Source organism: Vibrio sp. SCSIO 43133 (assembly GCF_023716845.1).
Lineage (GTDB): Bacteria > Pseudomonadota > Gammaproteobacteria > Enterobacterales > Vibrionaceae > Vibrio > Vibrio mediterranei.
In genome coordinates this window covers 2,784,028-2,808,330 of record NZ_CP068024.1, presented here as the reverse complement: position 1 = coordinate 2,808,330, position 24,303 = coordinate 2,784,028, and the positions used below count along the sequence as shown (strand labels likewise).

The following is a 24,303-nucleotide window of genomic DNA, read 5'->3' as shown; positions in this document are numbered from 1 at the left end:
AGATGGACAAGAACTTTGTTAGTGAGTCTCTTAAATTAGCATATGACGGATAGTTTTAGGTATTGCAATCCCTTTATCTAGTGATCTACTTCGCTTAGCAACTACAACTTCTGTCGGTGGACAACAAAGTTTGAAACTCGAACAATAAAGATTAGAACTATGACAATAAAGTGCGAAACTTTTCGGTGCCATTTGTCGTAGTTTGCCTTCTTCTCTGAGAAGATTTTGCCCCTTTCTTAGTTAGAGCAGATGATCTACTTCGGCAATCCAATATCCATTTTGCCTACTTTTTCTCATCCGAAATTTTTCAGGAACACCTCAGCACCAATCGACTGATGTCACACCTCTACCAAATGAAATGGAAGCACATAGATTATTTATAGTGATAGTAGTATCGTAACTTTATATAGAACAGTTAGTTATGAGAACGGATATGGCACTAGAGGAAGTGAACACAAAACTGGCTCAAGTAGCACTTGATAATTGTGAAGGGTTTCCATTTGAACAGTTTGCAAATGAGTTAATTGGAGCCATCGATGGGCCAGGGTTTGTACCAGTTGGTGGTACTTCTGATGGTGGTGCAGACGGCGCTCGTGTGGAAGGTTTGTATACAAAAGATAGACCTAACGTGTTCTACCAAATGTCCGTCACAGCAAATCATAGACCAAAAATCAAACAGACATTGGATAGGCTGGAAGAGTTTGGAAGAACTGTAAAAACGATCATTTATGTTACCTCCCAAACGATAGGAAGATTTGACAAAGAGGAAGAGGATCTAACTGACAAACATGATGTATTTGTTCGGATCAGAGATGCCAAATGGCTACTTTCAAAAATAAACTATAATGAAGCGACAAAAAAAGCGTATTACACGCATTTGCACCGATTCACAGACTTCCTCAAAGACCTATCGAAAAGTTCACAACTTAAGACTAGTGAGAACATAACTCACCCTTCGGTTTATGTTTTTCTTCAACAACAAGTAGAGAACAGAGAAAAAGACAAACATTTAGTTAAAACTGTCGCAGATAGTTTAATTTTATGGTCGCTGAATGATACAGACCCAGACCAAGATAAGTTCATGACTCGGTTGGAAATCAACCAAAAGATCGCAGAAAATATCCCGTGGGCAAAGAATATAGTTGGGGGAATGCTATCGGATCGTCTTCGAGAACTAGTAAAGAAGAATGGCGTTGGGGGTAAGCAAGTTAATTATCATAGAAAAGGGGATAAGTACTGCTTACCTTATGACACGAGAAAAATTATTGCGAACGAAAAAGCAATAGATGAAAGTGTCAAGATTGATGTAATTACTGAAATTAGCTCTCAGGATGAACTATCAAAATTACCAATCGAAGAGCGTAAAATCATTGCAAATATCGCTATAAGAACATCTCAACTCTTCTTCGAAAAAGAAGGGTTAAAGTGCTCATCTTACCTCAATGGCTCTGATGGTATCGAAAGCAATTTCATCGAAAATACTGTCTTTGACCGAGTGTCTGACGCACTTGATGAGTATGAAGCACAGGGAATGAATTTTCATGCTCAAAGAGACATGGTTGTCAATATAGTGCGTTCCATGTTTTACCAAAGTACAGAGAACCAACGAGCATTATTGAATAAGTTTTCTAGAACTTATGTACTACTATTTACGCTACAAGCAGAGCCTAGAGTTGTTGAGTATTTTCAGAAAGCCACAGCAAATTTTAGGTTAGTTGTTGGTACTGATATGATTGTTAGAGCGCTCACAGAAAGGTTCTTAAGTAAAGAAAATCAGATGACTCGAAACCTCTTCAAAATGTCAAATGAAGCAGGTATTGACCTAATGCTCACTGAACCAGCGCTCGATGGTGTTATCAAGCATCTGATCGTGACTGATAATGAATATAAAAACCACATCAGTAAAAGAGAGTCACATTTAACAGAAGATTTGATTAGAGAGTCTGAGCAAATATTAATTCGCACGTATTACCATGCGATAAGGGAAGGATATTCTCATTCCTGGCAGTCTTTTATGTCTGGATTCTTAACTTATAATGAACTTCACACTTCGCTTGGTAAAGAGGAGTTAAAAGCATACATTATTCACCAATTTGGAATGAACTTTTACTCAAATGATGATTTGAGGTCAGTTACAGATGATGGCGAAGTAAACGAATTGGCAGAGGAAATTTTGCCGATAAAACGTAATAATCAACTAGCTGAAGGTGTTGCGTTAATCATAAAGGCTGTCTACGGCTATAGGAATAAAGGGAAAGAGATTTCTACATACCCTGAGTATGGCTATCAAACATGGTGGTTGACGCAGGAGTCGAGAGTTCAACGCTATACTGCTGACCTTGTCAAAAAAAATGCAGCTAAATATATTATGCGACCAGAATTTCTACTTAACTTTTTCTCATTGGCTCCCAGTGTACGCGATATTAGAGAGTCATATAAATCAATTTTCCCTTCAGTCATGGGCATTCAAATGGGCAACAGGTTACCTGACAAACTATTCCATAAGGTTCTAGAGCAAGTTGATATATGGAAGGAACAAGAAGATGGTCGAGTAGCAGCTAAAACTAGAATGCTCTGTGATAAGCTAAAAGCGGAACATTTCGATGAAGACGTAAATGAGGCAAGTATCGACAAGTTTATACGAGAAGTAGAATCCTCATAAGTGAACTTTTCGGAACTAAAGTAGGCTCTTTCCAACCATTACCGACATGTCTGACATATCAATAACTACAACCTGAGAACACATAGTTCTCAGGTTGTCGCTTCGAATCTCTATGCGTTCTCTGAAGTTACAGACTGTAATTTACTTCAGACTGATTGTTCGGTAACAAGCTAGGCTGCTTTCCATACTTTAAATTATTCATTACTTTCTAGTTTAGAAAAATAGCTAACACACTTTTGTCCAAAAGCGAGTTTCAAACTTTGTTGTCACACTTTCGTTGGATAGCCACGTTGATTGAGTCTAAGTGTCGATCTTTATTGTCAGTATTGGGTTCTTGTAGCCACGATAGTAACGCACTTCGGAAATAGAAAAGTTTCAAACTTTAATGTCCTCCGACAACTTCACCTAGCTCAATTCCAGATAACAAAGAGAAAATAGCTGTATTTAAAAGCCCAACAAATCGACTATTCATAGGCCAAAGTAACGTTAACTCATCATTATTGATGATAAAAACAGAGCTACAGTCTGTGGCTCTATTCATTTCTAACCCTAAACCACCCTCTAGGAAGGTGGTGATCGTCCATTAGGGCTTTGCCCGAAGGACGCTCATGTTCAAGATATCCAAGTTTGTAAACAGCAAATCAAGGAGAAAAAACATGAGCAGATATGAATCCGCTTCGCACGTATATTACAGGTGCCATTACCACATAGTTTGGACGACGAAGTACCGACTCAAAATACTCAAGGGTCACTTGGGCAAAGAGTTATACTGAAGTATTTATATATAAAGCAACATGAAAAACTGCTAGGTTGTAGAGTTGAACGTTCAAGTAGATCACGTCCACTTGGTTGTGAGAATGCCACCAAGTTTGAGTATTTCAAAGTATATGGGATTTGTAAAAGGACGGACAGCGATAAGGCTGTTCAACAAATTTCCGTATTTAAGAAAGCAATAGTTATGGGGCAATAATTTTTGGCAGTGTGGCTACTTTGTTGATTCGGTAGGAATGAACGAGGAAATAATCCGAAGATATGTCAGGCATCAAGATCGTGTGGGAAAGGAAGAAGAAGAGTGTCAGATGCATCTAGGGTTGAGTAACTAAAAGTTAGCCCCTTATGGGGGGCCATTTAAATCCACCTGCTCAGCAGGTGGATTTTTACAATTCCCGAGTCTAATCGAACATAAGCTCAATGAGTGAGAATGCTTTCGGCTACCGCGAGACCTCGTCAAATGTTATTTTTCATTCAGACCCTGATTAATCGCAATAATGTCACCCTCATTCAGGTTCCCTAGAAGTTGGCTCAAATATAAACGTTCAAGAATGTAGTTGTACCGTGCGTCTGAGAGTTGTAGCTTCGCGTCAAACAAAAATCGAGTCGCTTCTAGTACATCAACAATTGTTCTAGTTCCAACTTCTAAACCTAACTGTTGTGTTGATAGAGCAAGCTCTGCCGATTTCATTGATTGTTCTTGAGCCTTTATGTTTTCTAGAGAAGCAATAATATCATTGTACTTGCCCCGAACATTGCTAGAGATGTCCCGGAAGTTGCGCTCTAACTCCTGAGACGCAGCTACGTACCTATGCTGAGCTTGCTTAACTTCGGAAGAAGTACCACCACCACTGTATAATGGCACGACGAGGTTAAGTCCTCCGTATGTATCGTTACTTCCACCCTTTGAGTAGAATGAATCGTCTCTTTTCTCATTTGAATACTGATACCCAGCATTCAATGATAAGTGAGGCAGGTGTCCCGATTTAGCTAAGTCGATATCCTGCTTTGCGATTTCTTGTTGAATTTTGTTCTCTAGCACTACAAGGTTTTCCTGAAGTGCAAGTTCAACCAATGCCTCTACATCATCTGCAGGAAGAGAGGGGCTGAATGCATCAATATTCAGCTTGTCCAAGCGATCAAACTTAACATTGGTAATCTTTCTGAGCTCTTCATAAGAGTTCCTCACTAGATTACGTGCACTAACAAGGCTCGCATTAACTCTATCTAACTGTGCTTTTGCGTCCTGTAGATCAGTTAGATCGGAAGTACCTACACGATAAGCCTCTTGTATTGTGGCAGTGTACTTTTCTATTAGTGCCTGTTCCGACTTTGCTAAAGAGAGCGTATCTTCTGCTCTTAGGGCATTGAAGTAGGCTTCAGCGGTTCGCAAAATGACAAACTGCTGAGTTTGAGCATACAAAACGTTGCCTTTTACAGCAGCTTTTTCAGACTGCTCTAGCACAATCCAACTTGCCGGATTGTATATCTCCTGCGATAGGCCAATCCCCGCTCTCCATTGCTCACTACTTAGAAGAGGTCGGTCGCTGTTGTAGTAATCATAGCCGGCACTAAGGTCAATTTGAGGAAGTAGCACACTTCTCGCACTGTTTATACTTTCCTGTGCTTCATCTGCAAAAGCCTTAGCTTGCAATAACTCTGGATCACTGTCTTTCGCCAAGTTATAAACGTCCAAGATACTCTCAGAGGCAGCCTTGAACGGTATGCTTAGCGTCAGTAATACTAAAAGAATGCTGTTTTTCATTTTACACCTCACAGTAGCTTTTCAAGCCTACCGATTGTTTTAGCGTTGTATACTCTTGTATATCCGTGGTTCAAGAGAAAATTGGAAGCTACTTTCGAACGCATTCCCGATGCACAGTAAACAATAATAGGTTTATTTCTATCTAGGTATTGCTTATGGCACGCCTCAATAGTATCTAATGGTATATTTATCGCATTATTTAAATGACTGCGGTTAAATTCCGGCTGTGTTCTCACATCAACAATATATGCGCCTTCTTGTAGGGCATTCTTTATTTCTAGAGATTCATCTTTGAACCCGAATATATTTTTTAATAATTGAAACATATCTACCTCAACTCCTGCTCTTATTACTCTTTAAAGCCGAGTTTTAATAATATCTTTCGTGGCGGGCAAAACCCTGTGAAGCCACTTTGTATTAGGTTTGCACCAATAAAAACAGTAAACCAAACAAAGTGCTTACTGACATAAATAGTCAATATTAGTGATATTAATACCATTACCCCTGCGAGGATTCGGATTCCATTTTCGACTTTCATGATAGGCTCCTGTTACATTCGAGTATATTTTTTGCCCACTCGCTAAGAGTGGGCGTTAATGATTATGCGTTATGTGAAACGATACCTTTCTTTAGTGCCACGTAGTACAAGATCGGAATAACAAGTAACGTCAGTACAGTTGATACGAAAATACCAAAAATAAGGCTGATAGCTAGCCCGCTAAATATTGGGTCATCAAGAATAAAGACTGCACCAATCATTGCTGCCAATGCCGTTAGCATTATAGGCTTAGCTCGAACTATCGCGGCGTCGATTACAGCTTGTGATAGCTCCATACCTTCTGAGATCTGATGGTTTATAAAATCGACCAGCAGTATTGAGTTCCTAACAATAATCCCTGCTAACGCAATCATTCCTATCATTGACGTCGCAGTAAACTGCGCCCCGAGTAGAGCGTGTCCAGGCATAACGCCAATAATTGTCAAAGGTATTGGTGCCATAATAATAAGTGGAACCAAATAGGACTTAAACTGAGCTACAACAAGCAGATAAATCAGAACCATTCCTACCGCGTACGCAATTCCCATATCTCGGAAAGTCTCATACGTGATTGTCCACTCTCCATCCCAGAATATTTCTACATTCTCTAGACCCGAAGGCTGGTTTACATAGTACTGTTCAACATCCATCCCCTGTTCAGCCATATTGGATGAAATGTCATACATACCATAAAGTGGACTATCTAACTCCCCAGTCATATCGCCAACGACCATAATCATTGGAACTAGGTTTTTATGGACAATGTAGTTCTCCATCGGCTCAATATTTACTTTAACTAGGTCGGCCAATAAATAACTTTGACCGCTTAGCGATTGAACCTTCATATTCAATACCTGCTCTAGTCTCACTTTTGATGACTCTTGCGCTTGAACCTGAATAGGTATTGGGTATTTACTCTGTTCACTATGTAAATAACTGATTGGTTTTCCACCGACCGCCGTTGCCATAGTATCTACAATGTTGGAGTATGCTACACCTAGCCTCGCAGCCTTGCTTCGGTCAATGACAACCTGCCACTTTTGATAACTCTCAGGGAGGTAAAAGTCGATATCTACAATATCGTCGGTGTCTCTAAATATCTCTCTAAGTTGAAGAGCAGCGTGCTCTCTAACTTCCTGTGTCGGACCGTAGACTTCAGCTAGTATTGGAGACCATACAGGCGGGCCTGGTGGGACTTCTACAACTTTAACTTTTCCACCATACTGACTAGCAATGTCGTTTAATTTAGATCGAACATCAGAAGCAATTTCATGGCTCGAACGTGTGCGATCACCTTTATCAACAAGATTGACTTGTATATCGCCCTGATGGGCCCCTTGACGTAAAAAGTAATGCCTAACCAAGCCATTAAAGTTAATTGGTGCCGCCGTTCCAGCATAGATCTGGAAGTTATCCACCTCTTCTATCGCTCTCACTTCATCAGCAAGCTCGAATAGTACTCGTTGCGTTCTTTCAAGCGAGTTGCCCTCAGGCATATCAAGGATCACCTGAAACTCAGACTTGTTGTCGAAGGGCAGCATTTTCATTACAACAGCTTGGTGCATCGGCATCCACATTGAAGCAGCAATAGCAACAATGATAGCGACACCCAATAGAAGTCGGTTTCTTTTCTGTGCTCGAGCCGTGACAAATGGAGACATCACACGATGGAAGAAAGCAGCTTGTTTACTGTTCGTCTGCTCTTCTCCATGACCATCATTCTTCAAAAGAAGCCGTGAGAGCCAAGGTGTTAGGACAAACGCAATTATGAGCGAGATGATCATACCCAACGATGCGTTAATTGGAATAGGACTCATATACGGTCCCATCAAACCTGATACAAACGCCATTGGCAGCAGTGCCGCAATCACTGTCAAAGTTGCCAGAATAGTTGGGCCACCGACCTCATCCACGGCGCCAGGTATTAAGTCTACAAGTTTCTGTTTACCCTTCATCATGTGGCGATGTATGTTTTCAACCACAACGATGGCATCGTCGACCAGTATACCAATTGAGAAAATTAGCGCGAAAAGAGAAACGCGATTGAGTGTGAACCCCCATGCCCACGATGCAAACAGTGTCAGCAATAGCGTTATGATGACTGCAATACCAACGACTACAGCTTCACGCCCCCCCATTGTCAGTAGAACAAGAAGGACGACAGCACCCGTGGCAAAGGCGAGCTTCCCGATCAGCGTGTTGGCTTTGTTTGCCGCTGTTTTACCGTAGTCTCTTGTGATCTCCACATCCACGTTACTCGGGATGAGTGTGCTTTTTAACTCTTCAACTCTATTCTCAACATTCTTCGCGACATCTACCGCGTTTTCTCCACTTTTTTTAGCGATAGCGATAGTGACCGCAGGGTTTATTTGTGTTTTATCTCCTGTCCAAACCATTTGCGTAGGCGTGTCTGTGCCAAGCTCTATTTCTGCAATATCTGCCAAGTAAACGGGCTTACCGTCATACACACCCACTACGAGTTGCTTAACTTCGTCAATGCTAGTCAGAAACTCACCAATTTGGAGAGGCAACGTTTGATTGTCATGCGTCAACGTAAGCAATGGAGACGTAGAGTTGGCATCTGGCAACATTTGATTAAGGGCATCGATAGTAACCCCAAAACCCGCCATTTTAGCTGGGTCTAATCTCACATCGACGATAGTTGGATGTCGACCTACTGTGTATATATCTCTCGTGCCTTTTATACGCTTCAACTCGGTCTCTAGGCCGCTGGCGACTTGAGTTAACTCTGCTGTAGTGACGCTCTGCGATTGGGAAGAAAGCGTAATGTTGACAACTGGCACATCTTCAATGCCTTTTGGCTTGATCAATGGCTCGCCTACACCCATGTTTGGTGGCATCCAATCACGATTGGAATATAATTTGTTGTAGATCTTAACAACAGCTTCATTGCGTGGTATGCCTACATCAAATATCGCTACAACAAGTGCCCCACCTGGTTGAGAAAATGAGTAAAGTTTATCTATCCCATTTATTTCCGATATGATTTGTTCCGCTGGGTTAGTCACCAAGCTTTCTACTTCTCGGGGAGTTGCTCCAGGAAAAGGAATAAACACATCTGCAAAGGTAACATCAATCTGAGGCTCTTCTTCTTTTGGGGTAACCACAATTGCCATTAACCCCAAAAGCAATGCGACTAAAGCAAGAAGAGGAGTCATCGCTGAGGCTTGAAACGCTGCAGCTATTTTCCCCGAGATGCCAAGTTTGTTATTCATTTAGGCGCCCTCTAGTTCTTATCACGAAGATATTTGACGACGTCTGATACGATCTCATCGCCATTTTCTAACCCACTGAGTACTTCGACCTCTTTGCCGTTGTCATACCCTGCACGAATAGGATTCATTGATACTTCAGAGCCATTAACTCGATAGACAACACTTAATTCCCCTCGTTTAATAACGGCGGTACTTGGGATCAACATGGCATCTTTTTCACCATACGCAAAAGCAACTTTTACCCACTCTCCTGGGTAGATGCTCTTTGGCTCCTCTAATAACTCTAAACGAAGTTGGAAAGCTCTAGACTGTGGGTGGGCATAATTGAAAAGTTTTGCTTCGTACGGCTCTAACTCAATACCATTAATGGTTGTAATACTAAATTGTTCTGGCCCCTCTACTTTGTCTCTATAGCGTTGAGGTAGTTCAGTAACCACGCGCAAAGGAGACAAAGAAAAGCCAGTAATAAGTTGACTACCAGGTGCTACCGTTTCCCCCAACTCAACATAGCGTTTTGTTACGACTCCAGTGTACGGTGCTTTGATGCTTGTATACCCAAGAGACTCTTTGGCCTGTTTTACAGCGGCTTCTGCAGCTCGAACTGCTGACGTTGCAGATCGAGTCTCAGCTTCGGCGTTATCGAGGCGTTCTTTGGAGATCGCTCCCTTTGGATAGAGCTCTCTATATCTGTTCACTTGAGCTGTGCTACGGAAAAGCTCCGATTTAGCGCTGCTTAACTGTGCAATTGCAGCGTCTAATGAAGCGGACTGTTGCTCAGCACTTATTTCAAGCAACACGTCCCCTTGAGTGACAACATCGTTAACATCAACATTAACAGCGATAACTCTGCCTGATGTTTGCGCCGCCAACGTACCTTGATTCACCGCTTCAACGGTACCGTCCAGCACTACTGTTGAGTTGGTTGGCTTGGTTGCGACTGATACCGTGTTCAGAGACGGAGAGGCTATACCACTACTTGCGTATAAACTAAAAGCGACTACGCTTAACATTCTGACCTTCATTGATGACCTCTTTCTTATTTTAGCATTACCTAATGTACGTAACTATAATACACAACATTAGCAATGTCTAATTTAAAGTTAGTTCAGCTATAGAACGAAGGCGACTCACAGTAATAGATTGATAGTTATAATTTTTTGAACCAGTGTTTTTATATGACTGCAGGCTTAGAGTGTTAGCTTGATAAATTTTATGTAGGTCTGACAAAGGGAAACGCGTGTTTATCACTAGAGGAATGAATAAGTTCAGGGTATAGCGGGAGCGTTAATCTAGGGTCGAAGTAGACGTTGAGCTGTTGAAGTTAAATCGATGTATAGCGTGATTAGAAGCAATCAAACTAACAAAATGAGCGGACACAGTTTCACCTTATACCAGCGGTGGATATAGTGAATGTTCCCCCCGACACTACACAGTATCGGGGGAAGATGATTAAAGTCCTTTTACGGCGTTTTGACGTGTGGATTTTCTGCTCAAAGTAAAAGATCCTAGTTGCATACCTGCCAACATTGCTACTACGAAATATACAATGCCGGCACTACCGTTAGCGATAGATGCCACTGCCGGCCCAGGACAAATACCAGCGATGCCCCAACCAATACCGAACAAGATAGCACCTGTGATCAGCTGGCCATCGATTTTTTTGTTATCGGACAGGCAAAATTTATCTGTACAAACTGGCTGCTTACTTTTTCTTGATACAAGGAAATAGGTTGGAGTAAATACTAATAAAGCTCCCCCCATTACGAATGCTAGGTTTGGAGACCAAGCCCCATGAATATCCAAAAATGCAATTACGTTTGCTGGTTCACTCATACCTGAAAGGATCATGCCGACACCAAACAGAAAGCCACTTACAATTGAAATAAAACGATACATAACAGACTCTCTTATAAAACGTGTAGCATTACATATGCAGTGATCATAGCACTACCCATGAACGTCATAGTGGCAACAATCGAGCGCTTTGATAGCCTACCCATACCGCATATACCGTGTCCACTCGTACAACCATTTCCGATTTTAGTGCCGATACCCACTAATAGGCCTGCAATAACGATCAAATAATCCGGAACAACCATTTCAGCGATAGGTGCATTTAAGACTTTTGCGCTCAAAACGCCACCCGCAATCATTCCTATGACAAACAGCAACCTCCAGTTCTTGTCGATGGTTTTTGGTTCAAATAGTCTGCCAACTATCCCACTTATGCCAGCAATCTTGCCATTGAAGTGCAAGAGTAAAATTGCGGACAGTCCAAGCAACATACCACCAAACAATGACGCCCAAGGAATAATAAGTTCCATAGTAACCTCTACTAAAAATTAAACCAAAATCTCTTTAAGCAATAAAACTTCGTAAATTCAATTGATTAAAGGTACTTGTCTTAAAAGAGGTATCGAACAAATTAGGCGCTTTACTTAAGGTTTTGCTAATATACACCATTTTTATCACTCGTGTATATTTAATTGACACTAATATTGCGTTAAGTCAATTAATCGTATCTAAGCAAGAAGTTAAGTTAATCGAACGTTAACTATGCGACAGTGGCGGAAGCGATGTGATGGGATGGGATGGATAAGCTTTTTGGGGGCTTAAAAGATGCAAGTCCTTCTGAAAATCAGCATATTCACAGTATCTACTCAGAGTAGATACTGTGAATATGCTTTACTAAATCAATAATTCTTTTGTCTTTCAGAGAGTAATAGACGTGTTGCGACTCTTTTCTAATAGTAACAAGGCGAGCTCTTCGTAAAACTGATAAGTGTTGAGAAAAAGCAGATTGACTTAAATTAGAGCTACTCTGCAATTGACCCACACCAACTTCGCCCTCAGATAACTGACACAGTACGAACAATCTCTCCGGATGGGACATCACCTTTAAAACCTCAGACACGTCAGAGGCACGTTCTTTCATCTGTTTAAAATCCATACTACTTACACCTATTTGTACTATGTAGGAAGTATCTACCCAAAACGCTACATTAGTCAATACTTATTTAAGTAACAGTTAATTTAGATCACCTTACATTAGACATCGCTTATTTTAGTGGTATAGTGTAATGAGTACCTTGGTTAAGGGCGTGAAAGCGATCTTAGGCAAATAAAACAAATGAGGACTTATTATGAAGAAGAAGATAGTGATCATCGGTGGTGTTGCCGGTGGTGCATCAGCCGCAGCAAGAGCGCGTCGTTTGAGCGAAGATGCGGAAATAGTGATGTTTGAGAGAGGGCCGTTTGTTTCTTTCGCTAACTGTGGTCTGCCTTATCACATAGGTGGCGATATCCAAGACCGCTCTAAATTGCTTCTTCAAACACCAGAAAGCTTTTTAGCTCGTTTCAACGTTGATGTTCGAGTGATGAACGAGGTTGTTTCAATTGATAGACAAAGCAAGAAGGTTTTAGTAAAAAACCTTCTAGATAACACGGAATACTCAGAGAGTTATGACTCGCTAGTATTGAGTCCAGGCGCAGCGCCTTTCGTTCCTAATATCGAAGGAATCGACAATCCACTCACACATACACTTCGAAACATTCCTGATATGGACAAAATTATTCAGTCCATTCAATTGAACAAACCAAATCACGCTACTGTAGTTGGTGGCGGGTTTATTGGCCTTGAAGTGATGGAAGCCTTTGAGCAGCTTGGTATCAAAACTTCACTTATTGAAATGGCTGATCAAGTAATGACACCTGTTGATCGAGAAATGGCTGGTTTCGTTCATTCGGAAATCAAAGCCAAAGGTATCGACCTACGCTTGAATACCGCATTGGAGTCTATCTCGTTTGAACAAAACTGCACTGTAGCCAGCAAAGATGCTGGTCAATCCACAGAGAATCAGCATCTGCAAGGCAAGCTTACCTTATCACTCAGTAACGGTGACAAGCTTGACACAGACCTCTTGGTAATGGCAATTGGTGTTAGACCAGAAACTAGGTTGGCTGTTGAGGCTGGACTACAGCTAGGTGAGCTTGGCGGCATATACACAAATGAAAAAATGCAGACAAGTGACCCTGATATATACGCTGTGGGGGATGCAATTGAAGACAAGGACTTTGTAACTGGAAAACCTGGTCTTGTTCCACTCGCTGGTCCAGCAAACCGTCAAGGCCGAATGGCTGCTGACAATATCTTTGGACGCAGTGAAAGCTATCAAGGCACTCAAGGAACCGCAATATGTAAAGTATTTGACCTCGCCGTTGCGTCCGTTGGCAAAAATGAGAAAACTCTCATTAGAGAGAACATGGATTTTGAAAAGGTATACGTACACGCTGCCAGTCATGCAAGTTACTACCCTGGCTCAGAAGTTGTTTCTCTTAAACTATTGTTTAATAAAAAGACTGGCAAAATTTTGGGCGCTCAAGCTGTCGGCAAGGATGGTGTTGATAAGCGAATCGACGTACTTGCCGTGGCTCAAAGGGCTGGGATGACTGTAGAGCAATTACAACACCTAGAGCTCACCTATGCTCCACCATATGGGAGTGCCAAGGACGTAATCAACCAGGCAGCATTTGTTGCTAATAACATCGTAGTGGGTGATGTGGTTCCTGCACATTACGCGGACGTTAATAATTTGACTGAAGATCAGGTTTTGCTGGATGTCCGTAACCCTGGTGAGCTTGAAAACGTTGGCTATTTAGAGGGCGCAATCAATATACCAGTCGATCAGCTAAGAGGTCGATTGAGTGAGTTACCAAAAGACAAAGAAATCATTGTTTACTGCCAGGTAGGATTGAGAGGCAATGTAGCTTACCGTCAACTAATCAACAATGGCTTTAAAGCTAAAAACTTGATCGGTGGATACCGCACCTATAAGTTTGCTGACGCTTAATCTATACAATAATTCGGGAGTTGCAGTGTGGAAGGCATAGGGGCGCCCATCCGCACTGCTTTTTTAACTAGGCAACCCACAGATAATAGTGTGGGATGGTATTCCACTAAATCAACTTCTACAACTTAGCTTTATTTGTTACATCTCAATAACATCTATTCGATTGTACTCTCTCAATTTCAATATATTAAAGAGTTGTCTTTTGCAAAGCTCTTCAGTACTTGAGCTCCTCACTCCAAATCAACCGTAAGCTCCTATTTGAATCATATTTTTTTAGCTCATGCTTTCAGGTAAATTGAGTCGCTTGTTTTTTCGTTTGAACATTAGGTGATACTTAGGAAAAATAAAAGTTATGCTTCCTCAACTTCGACTAGTTTGATCTCGACCATGGAGGGAAGATAGTTTTTTGGATGAGTTGGTTGACTAAGTTATGAAATGCCTAAAAAACCCAGTTACCGCGTTCAATAGATTGTGGTAACTGGGGAGATACTTGGTATTTTAATGGTTTACTCTTCAATTCAACACCAGCTAACTCCGTGTTTGCTCGCTGGCTGAGCTAGCTCACGGATGTTTGCATTGATAACATGGAAACTAACATTGCCGAACAGTACCTGACGCCCGCCATCCAATATGTACGTTGGACTACCTTTAATCTGGTGGTTCTCTCTAAATAATTGGTCAGACCAAAGTGCGGCATAAGCCTCTCCATTCTCAATGAACTTATCCAGCGATGAAACTGAAATACTCTGACTCTCAAGTATGTCATGAAGAACCTTCGTATCGCTAACATCTCGACCACTCGAAAAGAAAGCATCTCTAATTGTACTTGCCAAAGACTGTACATTGCTATCGCTAGCCCCTGACATAGCGAAGGCTTTAAGGTACAAATGTGCAGGCATAGAGGAGGTTGGTCTTGTTGTAGTCCAGACATTTTTATGCAGTTGTAGCTCTGGGAAGTTAGTGACAACATCGACCGTGTGAGCAGCAAAGCCTTCAAACCCCCCTCTATCTTTCCAGCCGTCTGCTATTCTCGAACCAGTATCTCCGAACAAATTAATAAATCGAGGCTTAATTTGAATTTCATCCCCCCAATGGTTCTTCAACTCTTTATTCCGATGCTCAGCAACCCAAGCCCATACACATAAAACGTCAGTTACATAATCTATTTTTACCATTGTGATAATCCTAGTATTGAGGGTGAGTTACTGTAATGTTTCGAGCATTTTGAAGTGTACCTACATTTACAACTTCAGCGTAGCCAAAGGATTTTAAGTACTGCTCCGCTTGACTTGCTCTCATCCCTGAAGCGCAGTACACGAGAACTGGCGTGCTCGTGTCCAAGTTACTATTTGCAAGGCGGTGAATTTCCTGTAGAGGCACATTATAAGAACCCTCAATGCTATCCCTAGTAAACTCTTCAATAGAGCGTACATCGATCAAATTGTAGTTTGCTTTTTTCATAAGTACCTCTGAATATCTTTATTTAGCATTTGCTAATGTAGCTTGTGCTTTAATATAAGTCAATCCTCCGTGATTGTATAGATCTATTACATATAATGCTTGCTAGATAAGGGTTATCATTGCCATGAGTTATGACTGTGTTAGATAGTTGCTATCTTGAATAACACTAAACCTCAAACTTAGATGTCAACACCAAATCTTTATTTATAAGGGCTGGCTACCATATAGTAGTTCCCGAACTGTTTTTCTAAAGCGTAAACACTACTTGGATTTGAAAGCTCGACATAATCAATTGGCGCAAGTACATGCAGCTTTGTAGCTGTAACACATTATTGAGGGCTTTCTTGTCAGACATCATAGAGCTCTTTCAAAGGTACCACCTTCTTCTCGCCAGATATTAGGAAAAAGTACCTTGAAGGCTTAAATGTTTGTATTACCGTTTTTCCATGAGTAAAAGACCCCAAACCTCACCGTCGAAAGAGTGAGAGCCATTTTCACGCGATGTCACGGTAAAACCCATAGACTCATAGCAGTTTCTCGCAACTAAGTTTTGCTCAAATACGGCCAATGATAGTAAGCTGGCGTTGTATTTTTCTTTTGCCAACTCGACTAACTGACCAAGCATGAGCTTTGAAACAGCGCAATTACATCTAGCCAATCTCTATTCATGTTACACATGTTGCCAGTGAAGGGTTTTAACGATGTAACAAAAGTAAGACTTAAATTCATTATTTCTCCACCCATATAACACCAACAAAGTTATCTTTGTTACTGACTCTCGGCTAACAAACTGCTTCTGTATCTTTGGCTAAAACTAATTTGGCAAAGTATCTTTCGTTTAGTTGCTCCGACTCGCCCTTCTGCGGAAGAGTATAGTGCGCTGCTTGGACTCAAGGCCTGCAACGGCGCCAGTGTTGACTGGTGATATTATGTAACAGATAAGCTTCAGCTTTCCTTAACCCCTTTTGTCGGCTTAACCCAGACATCACTCCCGAATTCGATACTAAGAACTTGTGGGAGCTCAACGCTCAATTGACAGGAGACTACTATCGCTGGAACTTCACCTATCGGAATACTTTCAAACAATAGTCGGTAGGAAAGGTGTGTGAGTTTGATGCTCTAAAAACGACGTTTGAGTTTCAAAGGTTGGAAGGAATATGCGTGGACTGGTACGGACAAGTTGAGCCTCGCCTAGTTCCGCTCACGCCATACATCGCTCACAGACAATCGTATCAAGAAAATGAATGTTCCAATTCCAAAGCCGCTGTTGATGTGAAATATGATTTGTTAAGTAAACCTGTCCGTCAATGTTGAGTACCAGTAATAGCAAGGGCTCAATAGTGGTTTTGGCTTACTAATAAGCTCTCTAAGCAACATTGATAGTGTTCAGCTTGTTACCGTGATGGCGAGTTTATCTTTTTAGTATTAGTTAGAGAATGCTAAAGGCTCATCTGTAAAGTCGCGCCCTCGAACAAAGCGCATTATTAAAGTGATGCTTTGTACAAGCACAAAATGAAGCGAGTCTTAGCACGCTTTTTCCTTCATTATCTCAATGCCTAAATTCAGCACATTACGCCAGGCGAGTTCGATGCTTTCATCATACAATGGGTCATGTATTTCCACGGTTGCTAAAAGGCTATCGACCCACATGTCGAGCTCATTTTCAGAAATATCCAACCTCATCTCTTTGTGCTTTGTGGCCAATTTTCTGATGGCTTCACGTATGGAAGTGGTTGTGGACGTATTCTGTATCAGAACCAAAGACGCTTTGAGCATACGTGCTTGTTTCTCTACGTCGACCCCATCAAAACGTTCTAAGAAAGGTGGGTTTGCATCACAAAAGATAGTCAAAAAGTCGGTCATAAATTCGGTACCGATACGACACCGTTGATAACTGTCAAGAAAGGCCTCATTGTTGTTCATGTACTCCCTGTCAACCGATGAAGATAGATTAGCGATAATTCAAAAGGCATTTTTCTTTGCGACAAGTAACCATGTAGTATACATGATCACCTTGGTGCTCTTTGACTTCAAAGTAGATGGTGGATTTGTTTAGCCCATCTTTGAAGGCAAAGACAAACTCTGCATCATCAATGCTCAATCCCTCTTTCTCAAGATGGTCAGCCATTGAAAGTTTTGCTTGCTCAATTACCCTCTCATCCTTCAAGGGTATAAGTGCTGCCTGTGCGAAGGTGGAGGCAAAGACAAAAATAAGAACAGACAATAATTTCATTCCGACTCCTGTAATTAAGCGATCTCTCGTTTCATAATAGTAGTATTCACTCAACCAAAATTACATCATATAGCGTTCAGTTTAGCCCAAATAATTTAGTTTTCATTGGACTAAACTCGTATGAATTGAACGCCCAACGCTTTTGAAATTGGGACAAAATGATTGACTGGTGATTTACGCGTCAAAGTGAGAGTATGAGGTGCAAACAATGCTCATGGGACTTCAGGCGCCTTTTTCTATCGAGAATGCGTCATGACGAGAAACCCAGATCTCTAGTGCCGAACAATAGAAGCGTAATAACTGTAACTCGACGAATTAGAGGTTCTTTGGTTGCCTCGAGCTAGATGTGATGATGTTTAGTACAGTGATTTAATATTTCGGAAGGCCTCAATAACTCTTTGATTGAACTCATCAAGATGAACATGTTGAGATGAGCCGATGTCCTCACTTGCTAAGTCCATCTCTGCTTTATCCGATGATTCCCATGACAATAATCCACCAACTGTTGTATCTTCGTCTTTAGTCGCAGATTGCAAGGATCTTTCTCTCAGTTTGTTTAGTTCGTGATGGCTAGAAACTGATTTGCTGATGAAAGTGCAGCTTTCAGGGATATCAATTTCAACTTGCTCGGCGAATTGAAGCAGTTTTGCCTCAGCAAAGGTATACAGCCACGCTTCTTGATTCATGTCTTTGGTGGTTCGTAATATCCGCCCTAACACTTGACGGAAGTATAGCTCTGTCTTGATGTTTGAAAGGTAACAACAAACCTGTAGCCGGGGTATATCGGTTCCTTCGCTGATCATGCCAACACTAATAATCCAACTGCATGAACTGTCTCTGAAGTGCTGGATAGTCGACTGTGCATCTTGTGTTTTATAGGTCACAATGGTCGCAGATTGATTGAAGTGCTTTGATAGTATTTGAGCTATTTGCTTAGCATGCTGTATTGAAGAGGCTACAATTAAGCCACCGGCACACTCGTTTGTTCTTCTGATACGCTCTAACCGATTTATCGCTTCTTCAAGAATATAAATGAGGGCATCAATGTTTTTGATTACAGCCGAATAACGAACTTGACCACTAGATACTAGGTCGTTGATCGAACCAAATACCTCACTACCGTTTGAGTCAGAGAATACAGTTTTATTACAATCAATCAGTGCAACGTTTGGGCGTCGACACACTCTGTCTTGCACAGCCTGTGAAAGAGGGTACTGGTAGTCGCATAGTATTTTTCCTTCTGGATCAGAGTACGTAGCGAGAGTGACGGGAGTCCGATTAGAACGCCAAGGAGTGCCAGTGAGTGCAAGTGTATAGGTGGCCGCCTTTTGGACTATCGCCAGCGTGTGGTAGCCCCAAGAGTTGTAATTGTCGTCGTTGTCGCCACCACAATGATGAATTTCGTCGAAGACACAAAGCACTCTATAGTTTGCTAGTGTATCCCAAAATGCTTGACTCACTGACCTAAGTGATTGATAAGTTATTGATATGCCCCTATCACCAATTTGGCCTTTAAACTTACACGCTAGGTGCCTAGAGAATGTTCCCTCAATACTCGTTGCAACGACTTTTGAAGGCGAAAAACATACTACGAAGTCAATCATTTTCTCATCAAACAGTTTCTTAGTGAGGCTTGCAGCCATAATCGTCTTGCCAGCACCAGGTGTAGCTTGTGCCAGAAAATGAGAAGCACCATTATTGTACTTTTCATAAGCGAGTTGAACACACTCATGTTGCCATACTCTTAACATGACACTAGCTCAATTTGACTTAATCGGTTAAGAGCTTCTGACCACACGTTCAGTTTTGCTACAAGCAATGCCGCCTTATTTGTTGCATTTGAGTGCGGTTCATCTAGCAGTCTACGAAGCTCCCTTGAGCGTTTCATAAGCGTTTTATACTCTTTGATCTCCTCTAGTGTGATTGTGAGCTCTGCCTCTATATCAGACTTTTCTCGTTGTAGGGTTGTGTACATTGGTATCGATTTTAAGCTAGCGTTGGCTACCCTCGAGCTTCGTGCCCGCTTGTCCTTAAGTTCAAACTTTGTCTCATGAAAAGCACTGGTTTTTGAGTAAACCTTGTTGTGCTTTGAACCTCGACTTACTGCAAGTCCCGCCTTTTCGAGCTTATCTAATTGCCTTGCGACAAATTGACGAGCGTTAGAGACACTGCCATAGGCATCAGAAACACTTTGTATGTGTTTACGTATCTCCGACACGCAAAAGTTACTTATCGTAGGGTGAGTAATGGCTTCATATACATCACGATTAATTTGATAGGTTTTGGTCATAAGAGCACCGTCAAAACAGAAACGATGCGGATTATAGTCCGTGGATATATTTGCATCAAGAGTGGATAGTCTTTGATTTTGAGAGCTACATAAAATGAAAGACTTAGCGAAGCAGTTTGGTGACAATCTACGTAAAAAGCGTTTGAGTAAATCCATTGCACAGGAAAAACTGGCATTGATGGCGCAGATAGATCGAAGTTACATTGGTCGAGTCGAACGTGGTGAAGTCAACATTACTCTCGAGAAAGCTTATACGTTGGCGTCAGTGCTGGAGTGCGATGTTAGAGAACTATTGCCATAAAGTCAGCTAATTATCGTCGCATAGATAAGGCCAAGTACCCACAGGCTAACGCGCAAACTAACAAAAATGAAGTAGTAGCTTAACCTGTTAATATAAAGCCTACTCCGAATACCAAACATGTTTGTTGTACATGTTAGCGATGATTTGGACAGAAACGCGACACATCCTTTCGTTTCTAACATGCTTCATCTAGCGGTTATTCTCATGATCGTGAGGATCTCCTGCCGCGAGTAAATAACTCAAAACATTCGACCAAGTCGCGTAAACCGGCTTTGCAACGCACTGAATGAGATTCTCTTTTTCAATGGAATGACGATAATTTTGTGGAAGACTTGGAGTTCGTAATGGAGCAAAAGCGAGTCTTAAAAAAGGAGGGAGGTAAGTTAGGTTATTCAAAGAACATATCAGCCTGAAACTGAACCTTCTTGTTATGCACTCACCTGGCTTCCGACCAAGAGTAGAATCTACTTCTAGAGATCGAGATACTGCGCTCTTTCAGTTGTATAAGGATTTCTGCCTTGGAGGTGTTTTAATCAATGAGGGTCAATATATAAGCTGTATGCTCATCGAGTTTGGATTTCACCTTCTGGCCCTTCTGGCGACACAGACGAGTTATATCCGATACAATGACGCTTTGTTGAGAGTTGATGAGGAAAGATAACTTCCGCTCACTAAGTTCTGTCTTGGTGGCAGGCACATGCTCTTAGATCCAATCTGATATTTGTATGCCATGTTTAACGGCGTACGCCGTGATAGTTTCTCTTTGAGATTCGCCATCGGCTCTTTGTGAATCTGATACTCGAATGTAACCAATCATGCCTGCCCCAAGGTGAAGAGTTAATTGTTCATGGACGGTTATTTGTTGTTTAGGTAGTCCAATACAACTTCATGGTGATCTTTGGTCTTAAACTTGTTAAACACATGCTCAAGTTTGCCAGACTCATCAATCAGGAAGCTTGTTCTTATAACGCCCATATTTTCACGGCCCATGAACTTCTTGAGTTGCCAAACACCGTATTTCTCACAAACTTCGTGTTCTTCATCAGCTAGTAGAGTGAAGTTCAGTTCTTGCTTGTTGATAAAGTTCGTCAGTTTTTTGGGAGTGTCTGGGCTGACACCAAGAACCACAACATTGTGGGCATCTAGTTCAGCTTTTGTATCACGTAGCCCCTGAGCCTGAACCGTGCAGCCTGGCGTTGAGGCTCGTGGATAGAAGTAGAGCAGCACCTTTTTTCCTTGAAGCTCTGATAGTGTCACTGGGTTGCTGTCTTGGTCATTAAGCGTAAAATTTGGTGCAGTTTGTCCGGCTTCAATTGCCATTGTCTTGTCCTTACTTTCTTTATTTGAACTATTTGCGGATAGGTGTGGTGAGCTACATCCGGTCTAGAGCACTTTTATAATGTTAGAGTGTGCATTTTTACCGATAGCTAACCGTCCTGTCTAGTGATTACACTAAACAGGACGATCTTTTTAGTTGTAGCGCTTTACGCTACTTTGGCTTTCTAAATTGGGGTGTAACAACATTGTCTGAACGAGACGATACGATTCTATCCATCGCCTTTTCTCGCTGACTCTCATGTAACACCTCCATCAGCTCTTGAACTACCTTTACATGAGTGGCAGCTTGAACAGCTAACGCCTCTTTATGGCTTTGAGCTTCGTCGTAATACTCTTTTTTCTTTTTATTCGCTTGTGCTCTTTCACCTTTAAGTGACTTTATTTCTTTTTGAAGCACTTCAATAGGGGAGTTAGCGGTTTCATCCTGAGCAACTTGTACTTCTAATGATTTATTTTTTACCATTAGAACAACGTCGTTATGCCTTCTGAGTGCGCCAGCGGAAAGGCCCGCTTCTTTTTCAACATTACTATTGTTGATTTTAAGTTTGCCCTTTCGTGCTTTATTACGCAGCTCTTTCGATGTTAACTTGGCTACATCACCATCCAGCAGCCTTTCCAATGCTTTGATTAGCTTATTTTTGGTTATCTGTGACATTATGAAATCACTCCGTATGGGATGAGTAAGTTCTTAACTTCATCAGGGAAAATGACAGGCTCAAAGTCGATACCTAAATCATCCATGATGCGTTCAGCAGCTTGAACTTTTATGTAAGATTCAGAGGCGGTTTGAGGAGTGAGTTCGTTGTTTTCAATATCATAAAGCATGTGAATTTCGGCTTCTTTACGCTTTGCTTCAGCAAATACGGCATCCACGATGTAGTCATTCTTGCAATCAACACATTCTATTAGGTTAACGAGCGTTCTTAGCCCACAAGTGGTCGAGGTGCAATATATCCCAGGCGCAACCGCATGAAGGTGTCGGTTTTGATTTCGAATTTGCTTTTTCCAATAATTAAGAGAAAGCATGTCATTATCCACCTTGTCTTTGAATAAGTTACGGTTGGTTTTGGTCATGCTTTTAGCAAACTCTTTGCCTTTACCACCTGCAACTCTCTCCTTGTTTGCCAATTTCTCATATATGCTTAAATAGACACGGGCTTTTTGGTCGATTCGTTCTTCATCAATTTCATCCGCTAGTGTCTTTTTCTTTTGTCTGATTTTTTGAAATTTACTGGCATTTTTAGCGTAGTGTCGCGTCATTGCCATAGACACATGACTGAACTGTTGTTTGAGTTGTGGGAAGTGGCAAAGCTCGTAACCAATTAAGTAGTAAGCAAAAGAGCGGCGAAGTTGATGTGGCGTAAACTCGTAATTGCTGCCCAATTCAAACGATAAATTGGGGTCAGATACTTTCAGGTCAACAATGTCTTCATTGGTTAGCGTAAGCTCTTCACCCATAGCGTCTTCAAACCAAGCGACAGAGTATCTTCCTATTGCATTTTTGCCTACTTCACTAAAATCTTCTTTTATTTTATGGAAGAATGATTGTGAACTAGGGTGCCTTTTTCTAAGTGGTGTATGCAGCGCTTGAAGGACTTCATAAGCTTTCATTCCAATCTCAGTCGTAACAAACTCATCTTGTATTGATTGAGAGCCTTTTACTGTCTTTGATAGGTTGGCATGGATAATATATATATTCTGGCGGTCAATGATATCTTCGGTGCAGCCTTGAGCAGTGTTCAGACTATATATTTCATCGCGTCTCATTCCTGTACGAGCCATTAATCCCCATAAGCAGCTACCATTAAGCTTTTTAAAAAGTGACTGAGCCTCTCTTAGGTTGTTGATTGACCATTGCCCAATCGTCAGCTCTCGCTCGGCGTGGAATTTATCTAAACATTCGTTTCTTATCTGTGGCTTATGAAGTTGTGTGAGAGCCAGTGTCTCTTCTTCATTTGGGGAGTGAAGTGCAGTGAAGGCTTGTTGAAAGGCAATAGAGCGCTTTTTGCCTTCTTTACTCAACTTGGCTAAGTGCCATTTAATACCACCGTTTTTTTGTCTAGCCTCATCACTGATAAGATACTTAGCATAACCTACATAGGCTTTTTCAAAATAGGTGGTAATGTAATCTGCCAGTTGGTCTAGCTCATGACGAAGAGCGTAAGCTTCATTTATCACCTCTTCTGACTTTTGAAGCCCCATATAGTAGAGCCTTTGTGGAACGACAGTAAATTGCTCAGCGTCTTTAATCGTTAAACCAAAATCCGAGGCGTTAAGTTTTTTGTTTAGGTTAACCTCAAATGGCAAACCTTTGGCTTCTATGTAAAGGCGGTTTAACCCATTGTATATTGGCGCTCTTTCAAAGTCGATATCGGTAAAGCCTGTTAGCACCCAAGTTTCGAGTCGGTCAAAGTCAAGCGCAGATAACGTATTAAACCCCTCATTTAAAAGCGGGTTAATGACTTTTTTTAGATCATTTAGCGCATCATAAAGAGTGGTAAAGGAATGGTCATGAGGTGAAAGCCACATCATTTTAAGTATGAACACTCTAAGCTCATTTTTTAGGTTGCGCTCAATCACTTTGCCATCGCTAGTAAACTCTAGGGTGCGGGGCGCCTTTGCTTGCGGCTCAATATGAGACTGCAAGTTTCTCCAAGCTTCATCATCGGCAATTTTACCTAATGATTCACTAGTTACCGTAAAGCCTATATCAAGAGCTTCGAGTTCATCCCAATCGCCGCGCTCAATCGCTGGCTTTAATACATCTATTAAGTAATTAGTATGAGCGCCAACGTTTTGTTGCGCTTTAAGAAGCTTGTTTTGGTGCTCTAGGTCAGAGAGTTTTATCATGTGAGCCT

The 24,303-nt window shown here is 41.5% G+C and carries 21 protein-coding genes and 2 pseudogenes; 4 read left to right on the top strand and 19 right to left on the bottom strand.

The annotated features are described in order from the left end of the window. The first annotated feature begins 433 nt into the window (after window positions 1–433). On the top strand, window positions 434–2,662 hold the full coding sequence (locus JKJ11_RS13215) for a hypothetical protein (RefSeq protein ID WP_252038315.1): 2,229 nt from the start codon (window positions 434–436) through the stop codon (window positions 2,660–2,662). A 656-nt stretch (window positions 2,663–3,318) separates the two neighbouring features. Next, a pseudogene (gene tnpA, locus JKJ11_RS13210) lies at window positions 3,319–3,765 on the top strand (IS200/IS605 family transposase). A gap of 131 nt (window positions 3,766–3,896) precedes the next feature. Here the strand turns inward: tnpA and JKJ11_RS13205 are convergent. The 8 genes from JKJ11_RS13205 to JKJ11_RS13170 form a co-directional block, all read right to left on the bottom strand. Beyond that, window positions 3,897–5,198, bottom strand: coding sequence for a TolC family outer membrane protein (locus JKJ11_RS13205; RefSeq protein WP_252038314.1), 1,302 nt, complete (start codon window positions 5,196–5,198; stop codon window positions 3,897–3,899). An 8-nt stretch (window positions 5,199–5,206) separates the two neighbouring features. Then, window positions 5,207–5,524, bottom strand: a complete 318-nt coding sequence (locus JKJ11_RS13200; protein WP_096444082.1) for a rhodanese-like domain-containing protein — start codon at window positions 5,522–5,524, stop codon at window positions 5,207–5,209. A gap of 23 nt (window positions 5,525–5,547) precedes the next feature. After that, on the bottom strand, window positions 5,548–5,736 hold the full coding sequence (locus JKJ11_RS13195) for a YgaP family membrane protein (RefSeq protein ID WP_062458224.1): 189 nt from the start codon (window positions 5,734–5,736) through the stop codon (window positions 5,548–5,550). Between the two features lie 62 nt (window positions 5,737–5,798). Next, window positions 5,799–8,972, bottom strand: a complete 3,174-nt coding sequence (locus tag JKJ11_RS13190) for an efflux RND transporter permease subunit (RefSeq protein WP_252038313.1) — start codon at window positions 8,970–8,972, stop codon at window positions 5,799–5,801. 11 nt (window positions 8,973–8,983) lie between these two features. After that, complete coding sequence (locus JKJ11_RS13185) at window positions 8,984–9,994, bottom strand: efflux RND transporter periplasmic adaptor subunit (protein WP_252038312.1); 1,011 nt, start codon at window positions 9,992–9,994, stop codon at window positions 8,984–8,986. 427 nt (window positions 9,995–10,421) lie between these two features. Beyond that, the gene (locus JKJ11_RS13180) at window positions 10,422–10,868 is read right to left on the bottom strand and encodes a YeeE/YedE family protein (RefSeq protein ID WP_096444078.1); all 447 of its coding nucleotides are present in this window, start codon (window positions 10,866–10,868) and stop codon (window positions 10,422–10,424) included. Window positions 10,869–10,879: 11 nt separating this feature from the next. Then, on the bottom strand, window positions 10,880–11,296 hold the full coding sequence (locus JKJ11_RS13175) for a YeeE/YedE family protein (RefSeq protein WP_252038311.1): 417 nt from the start codon (window positions 11,294–11,296) through the stop codon (window positions 10,880–10,882). A gap of 332 nt (window positions 11,297–11,628) precedes the next feature. Continuing rightward, window positions 11,629–11,922 carry an ArsR/SmtB family transcription factor gene (locus JKJ11_RS13170; RefSeq protein ID WP_062458208.1) on the bottom strand — a complete coding sequence of 98 codons (294 nt, stop codon included), beginning with the start codon at window positions 11,920–11,922 and terminating at the stop codon, window positions 11,629–11,631. Between the two features lie 193 nt (window positions 11,923–12,115). On the opposite strand from JKJ11_RS13170, the gene JKJ11_RS13165 reads away from it, so the two are divergent. After that, window positions 12,116–13,822, top strand: a complete 1,707-nt coding sequence (locus tag JKJ11_RS13165) for an FAD-dependent oxidoreductase (protein WP_062458201.1) — start codon at window positions 12,116–12,118, stop codon at window positions 13,820–13,822. Between the two features lie 518 nt (window positions 13,823–14,340). Here JKJ11_RS13165 and JKJ11_RS13160 read toward each other — a convergent pair. From JKJ11_RS13160 to JKJ11_RS13130, 7 genes are all read right to left on the bottom strand, one after another. Next, complete coding sequence (locus JKJ11_RS13160; RefSeq protein ID WP_062458198.1) at window positions 14,341–14,997, bottom strand: DsbA family oxidoreductase; 657 nt, start codon at window positions 14,995–14,997, stop codon at window positions 14,341–14,343. Between the two features lie 10 nt (window positions 14,998–15,007). Beyond that, entirely contained in the window at window positions 15,008–15,283 is a 276-nt protein-coding gene (locus tag JKJ11_RS13155) for a rhodanese-like domain-containing protein (protein ID WP_062458195.1), read from the bottom strand. Window positions 15,284–15,716: 433 nt separating this feature from the next. After that, window positions 15,717–15,941: a GNAT family N-acetyltransferase gene (locus JKJ11_RS13150; RefSeq protein ID WP_305820486.1), complete on the bottom strand. Its 225-nt coding sequence runs from the start codon at window positions 15,939–15,941 to the stop codon at window positions 15,717–15,719. A gap of 866 nt (window positions 15,942–16,807) precedes the next feature. After that, window positions 16,808–17,206 carry a globin gene (locus tag JKJ11_RS13145; protein ID WP_252038310.1) on the bottom strand — a complete coding sequence of 133 codons (399 nt, stop codon included), beginning with the start codon at window positions 17,204–17,206 and terminating at the stop codon, window positions 16,808–16,810. Window positions 17,207–17,234: 28 nt separating this feature from the next. After that, entirely contained in the window at window positions 17,235–17,516 is a 282-nt protein-coding gene (locus tag JKJ11_RS13140; protein ID WP_062458188.1) for a hypothetical protein, read from the bottom strand. A 356-nt stretch (window positions 17,517–17,872) separates the two neighbouring features. Further along, window positions 17,873–19,267, bottom strand: a complete 1,395-nt coding sequence (locus tag JKJ11_RS13135) for a DEAD/DEAH box helicase (protein WP_252038309.1) — start codon at window positions 19,265–19,267, stop codon at window positions 17,873–17,875. Further along, the gene (locus tag JKJ11_RS13130; RefSeq protein WP_252038308.1) at window positions 19,261–19,806 is read right to left on the bottom strand and encodes a VspR family transcription factor; all 546 of its coding nucleotides are present in this window, start codon (window positions 19,804–19,806) and stop codon (window positions 19,261–19,263) included. Before JKJ11_RS13130 ends, JKJ11_RS13135 begins: the two co-directional genes overlap by 7 nt. Before the next feature lie 94 nt (window positions 19,807–19,900). On the opposite strand from JKJ11_RS13130, the gene JKJ11_RS13125 reads away from it, so the two are divergent. After that, window positions 19,901–20,107 carry a helix-turn-helix domain-containing protein gene (locus JKJ11_RS13125; RefSeq protein WP_062458179.1) on the top strand — a complete coding sequence of 69 codons (207 nt, stop codon included), beginning with the start codon at window positions 19,901–19,903 and terminating at the stop codon, window positions 20,105–20,107. A gap of 436 nt (window positions 20,108–20,543) precedes the next feature. On the opposite strand, the pseudogene JKJ11_RS26090 reads toward JKJ11_RS13125, so the two are convergent. From JKJ11_RS26090 to JKJ11_RS13110, 4 genes and pseudogenes are all read right to left on the bottom strand, one after another. Beyond that, window positions 20,544–20,924, bottom strand: a pseudogene (locus tag JKJ11_RS26090) (recombinase family protein). A gap of 38 nt (window positions 20,925–20,962) precedes the next feature. After that, entirely contained in the window at window positions 20,963–21,427 is a 465-nt protein-coding gene (gene bcp, locus JKJ11_RS13120; RefSeq protein ID WP_062458177.1) for a thioredoxin-dependent thiol peroxidase, read from the bottom strand. A gap of 169 nt (window positions 21,428–21,596) precedes the next feature. After that, window positions 21,597–22,100 carry a bacterioferritin comigratory protein gene (locus tag JKJ11_RS13115; RefSeq protein ID WP_252038307.1) on the bottom strand — a complete coding sequence of 168 codons (504 nt, stop codon included), beginning with the start codon at window positions 22,098–22,100 and terminating at the stop codon, window positions 21,597–21,599. Further along, on the bottom strand, window positions 22,100–24,295 hold the full coding sequence (locus tag JKJ11_RS13110; protein ID WP_252038306.1) for a site-specific integrase: 2,196 nt from the start codon (window positions 24,293–24,295) through the stop codon (window positions 22,100–22,102). Before JKJ11_RS13110 ends, JKJ11_RS13115 begins: the two co-directional genes overlap by 1 nt. Between the last annotated feature and the right edge of the window lie 8 nt (window positions 24,296–24,303).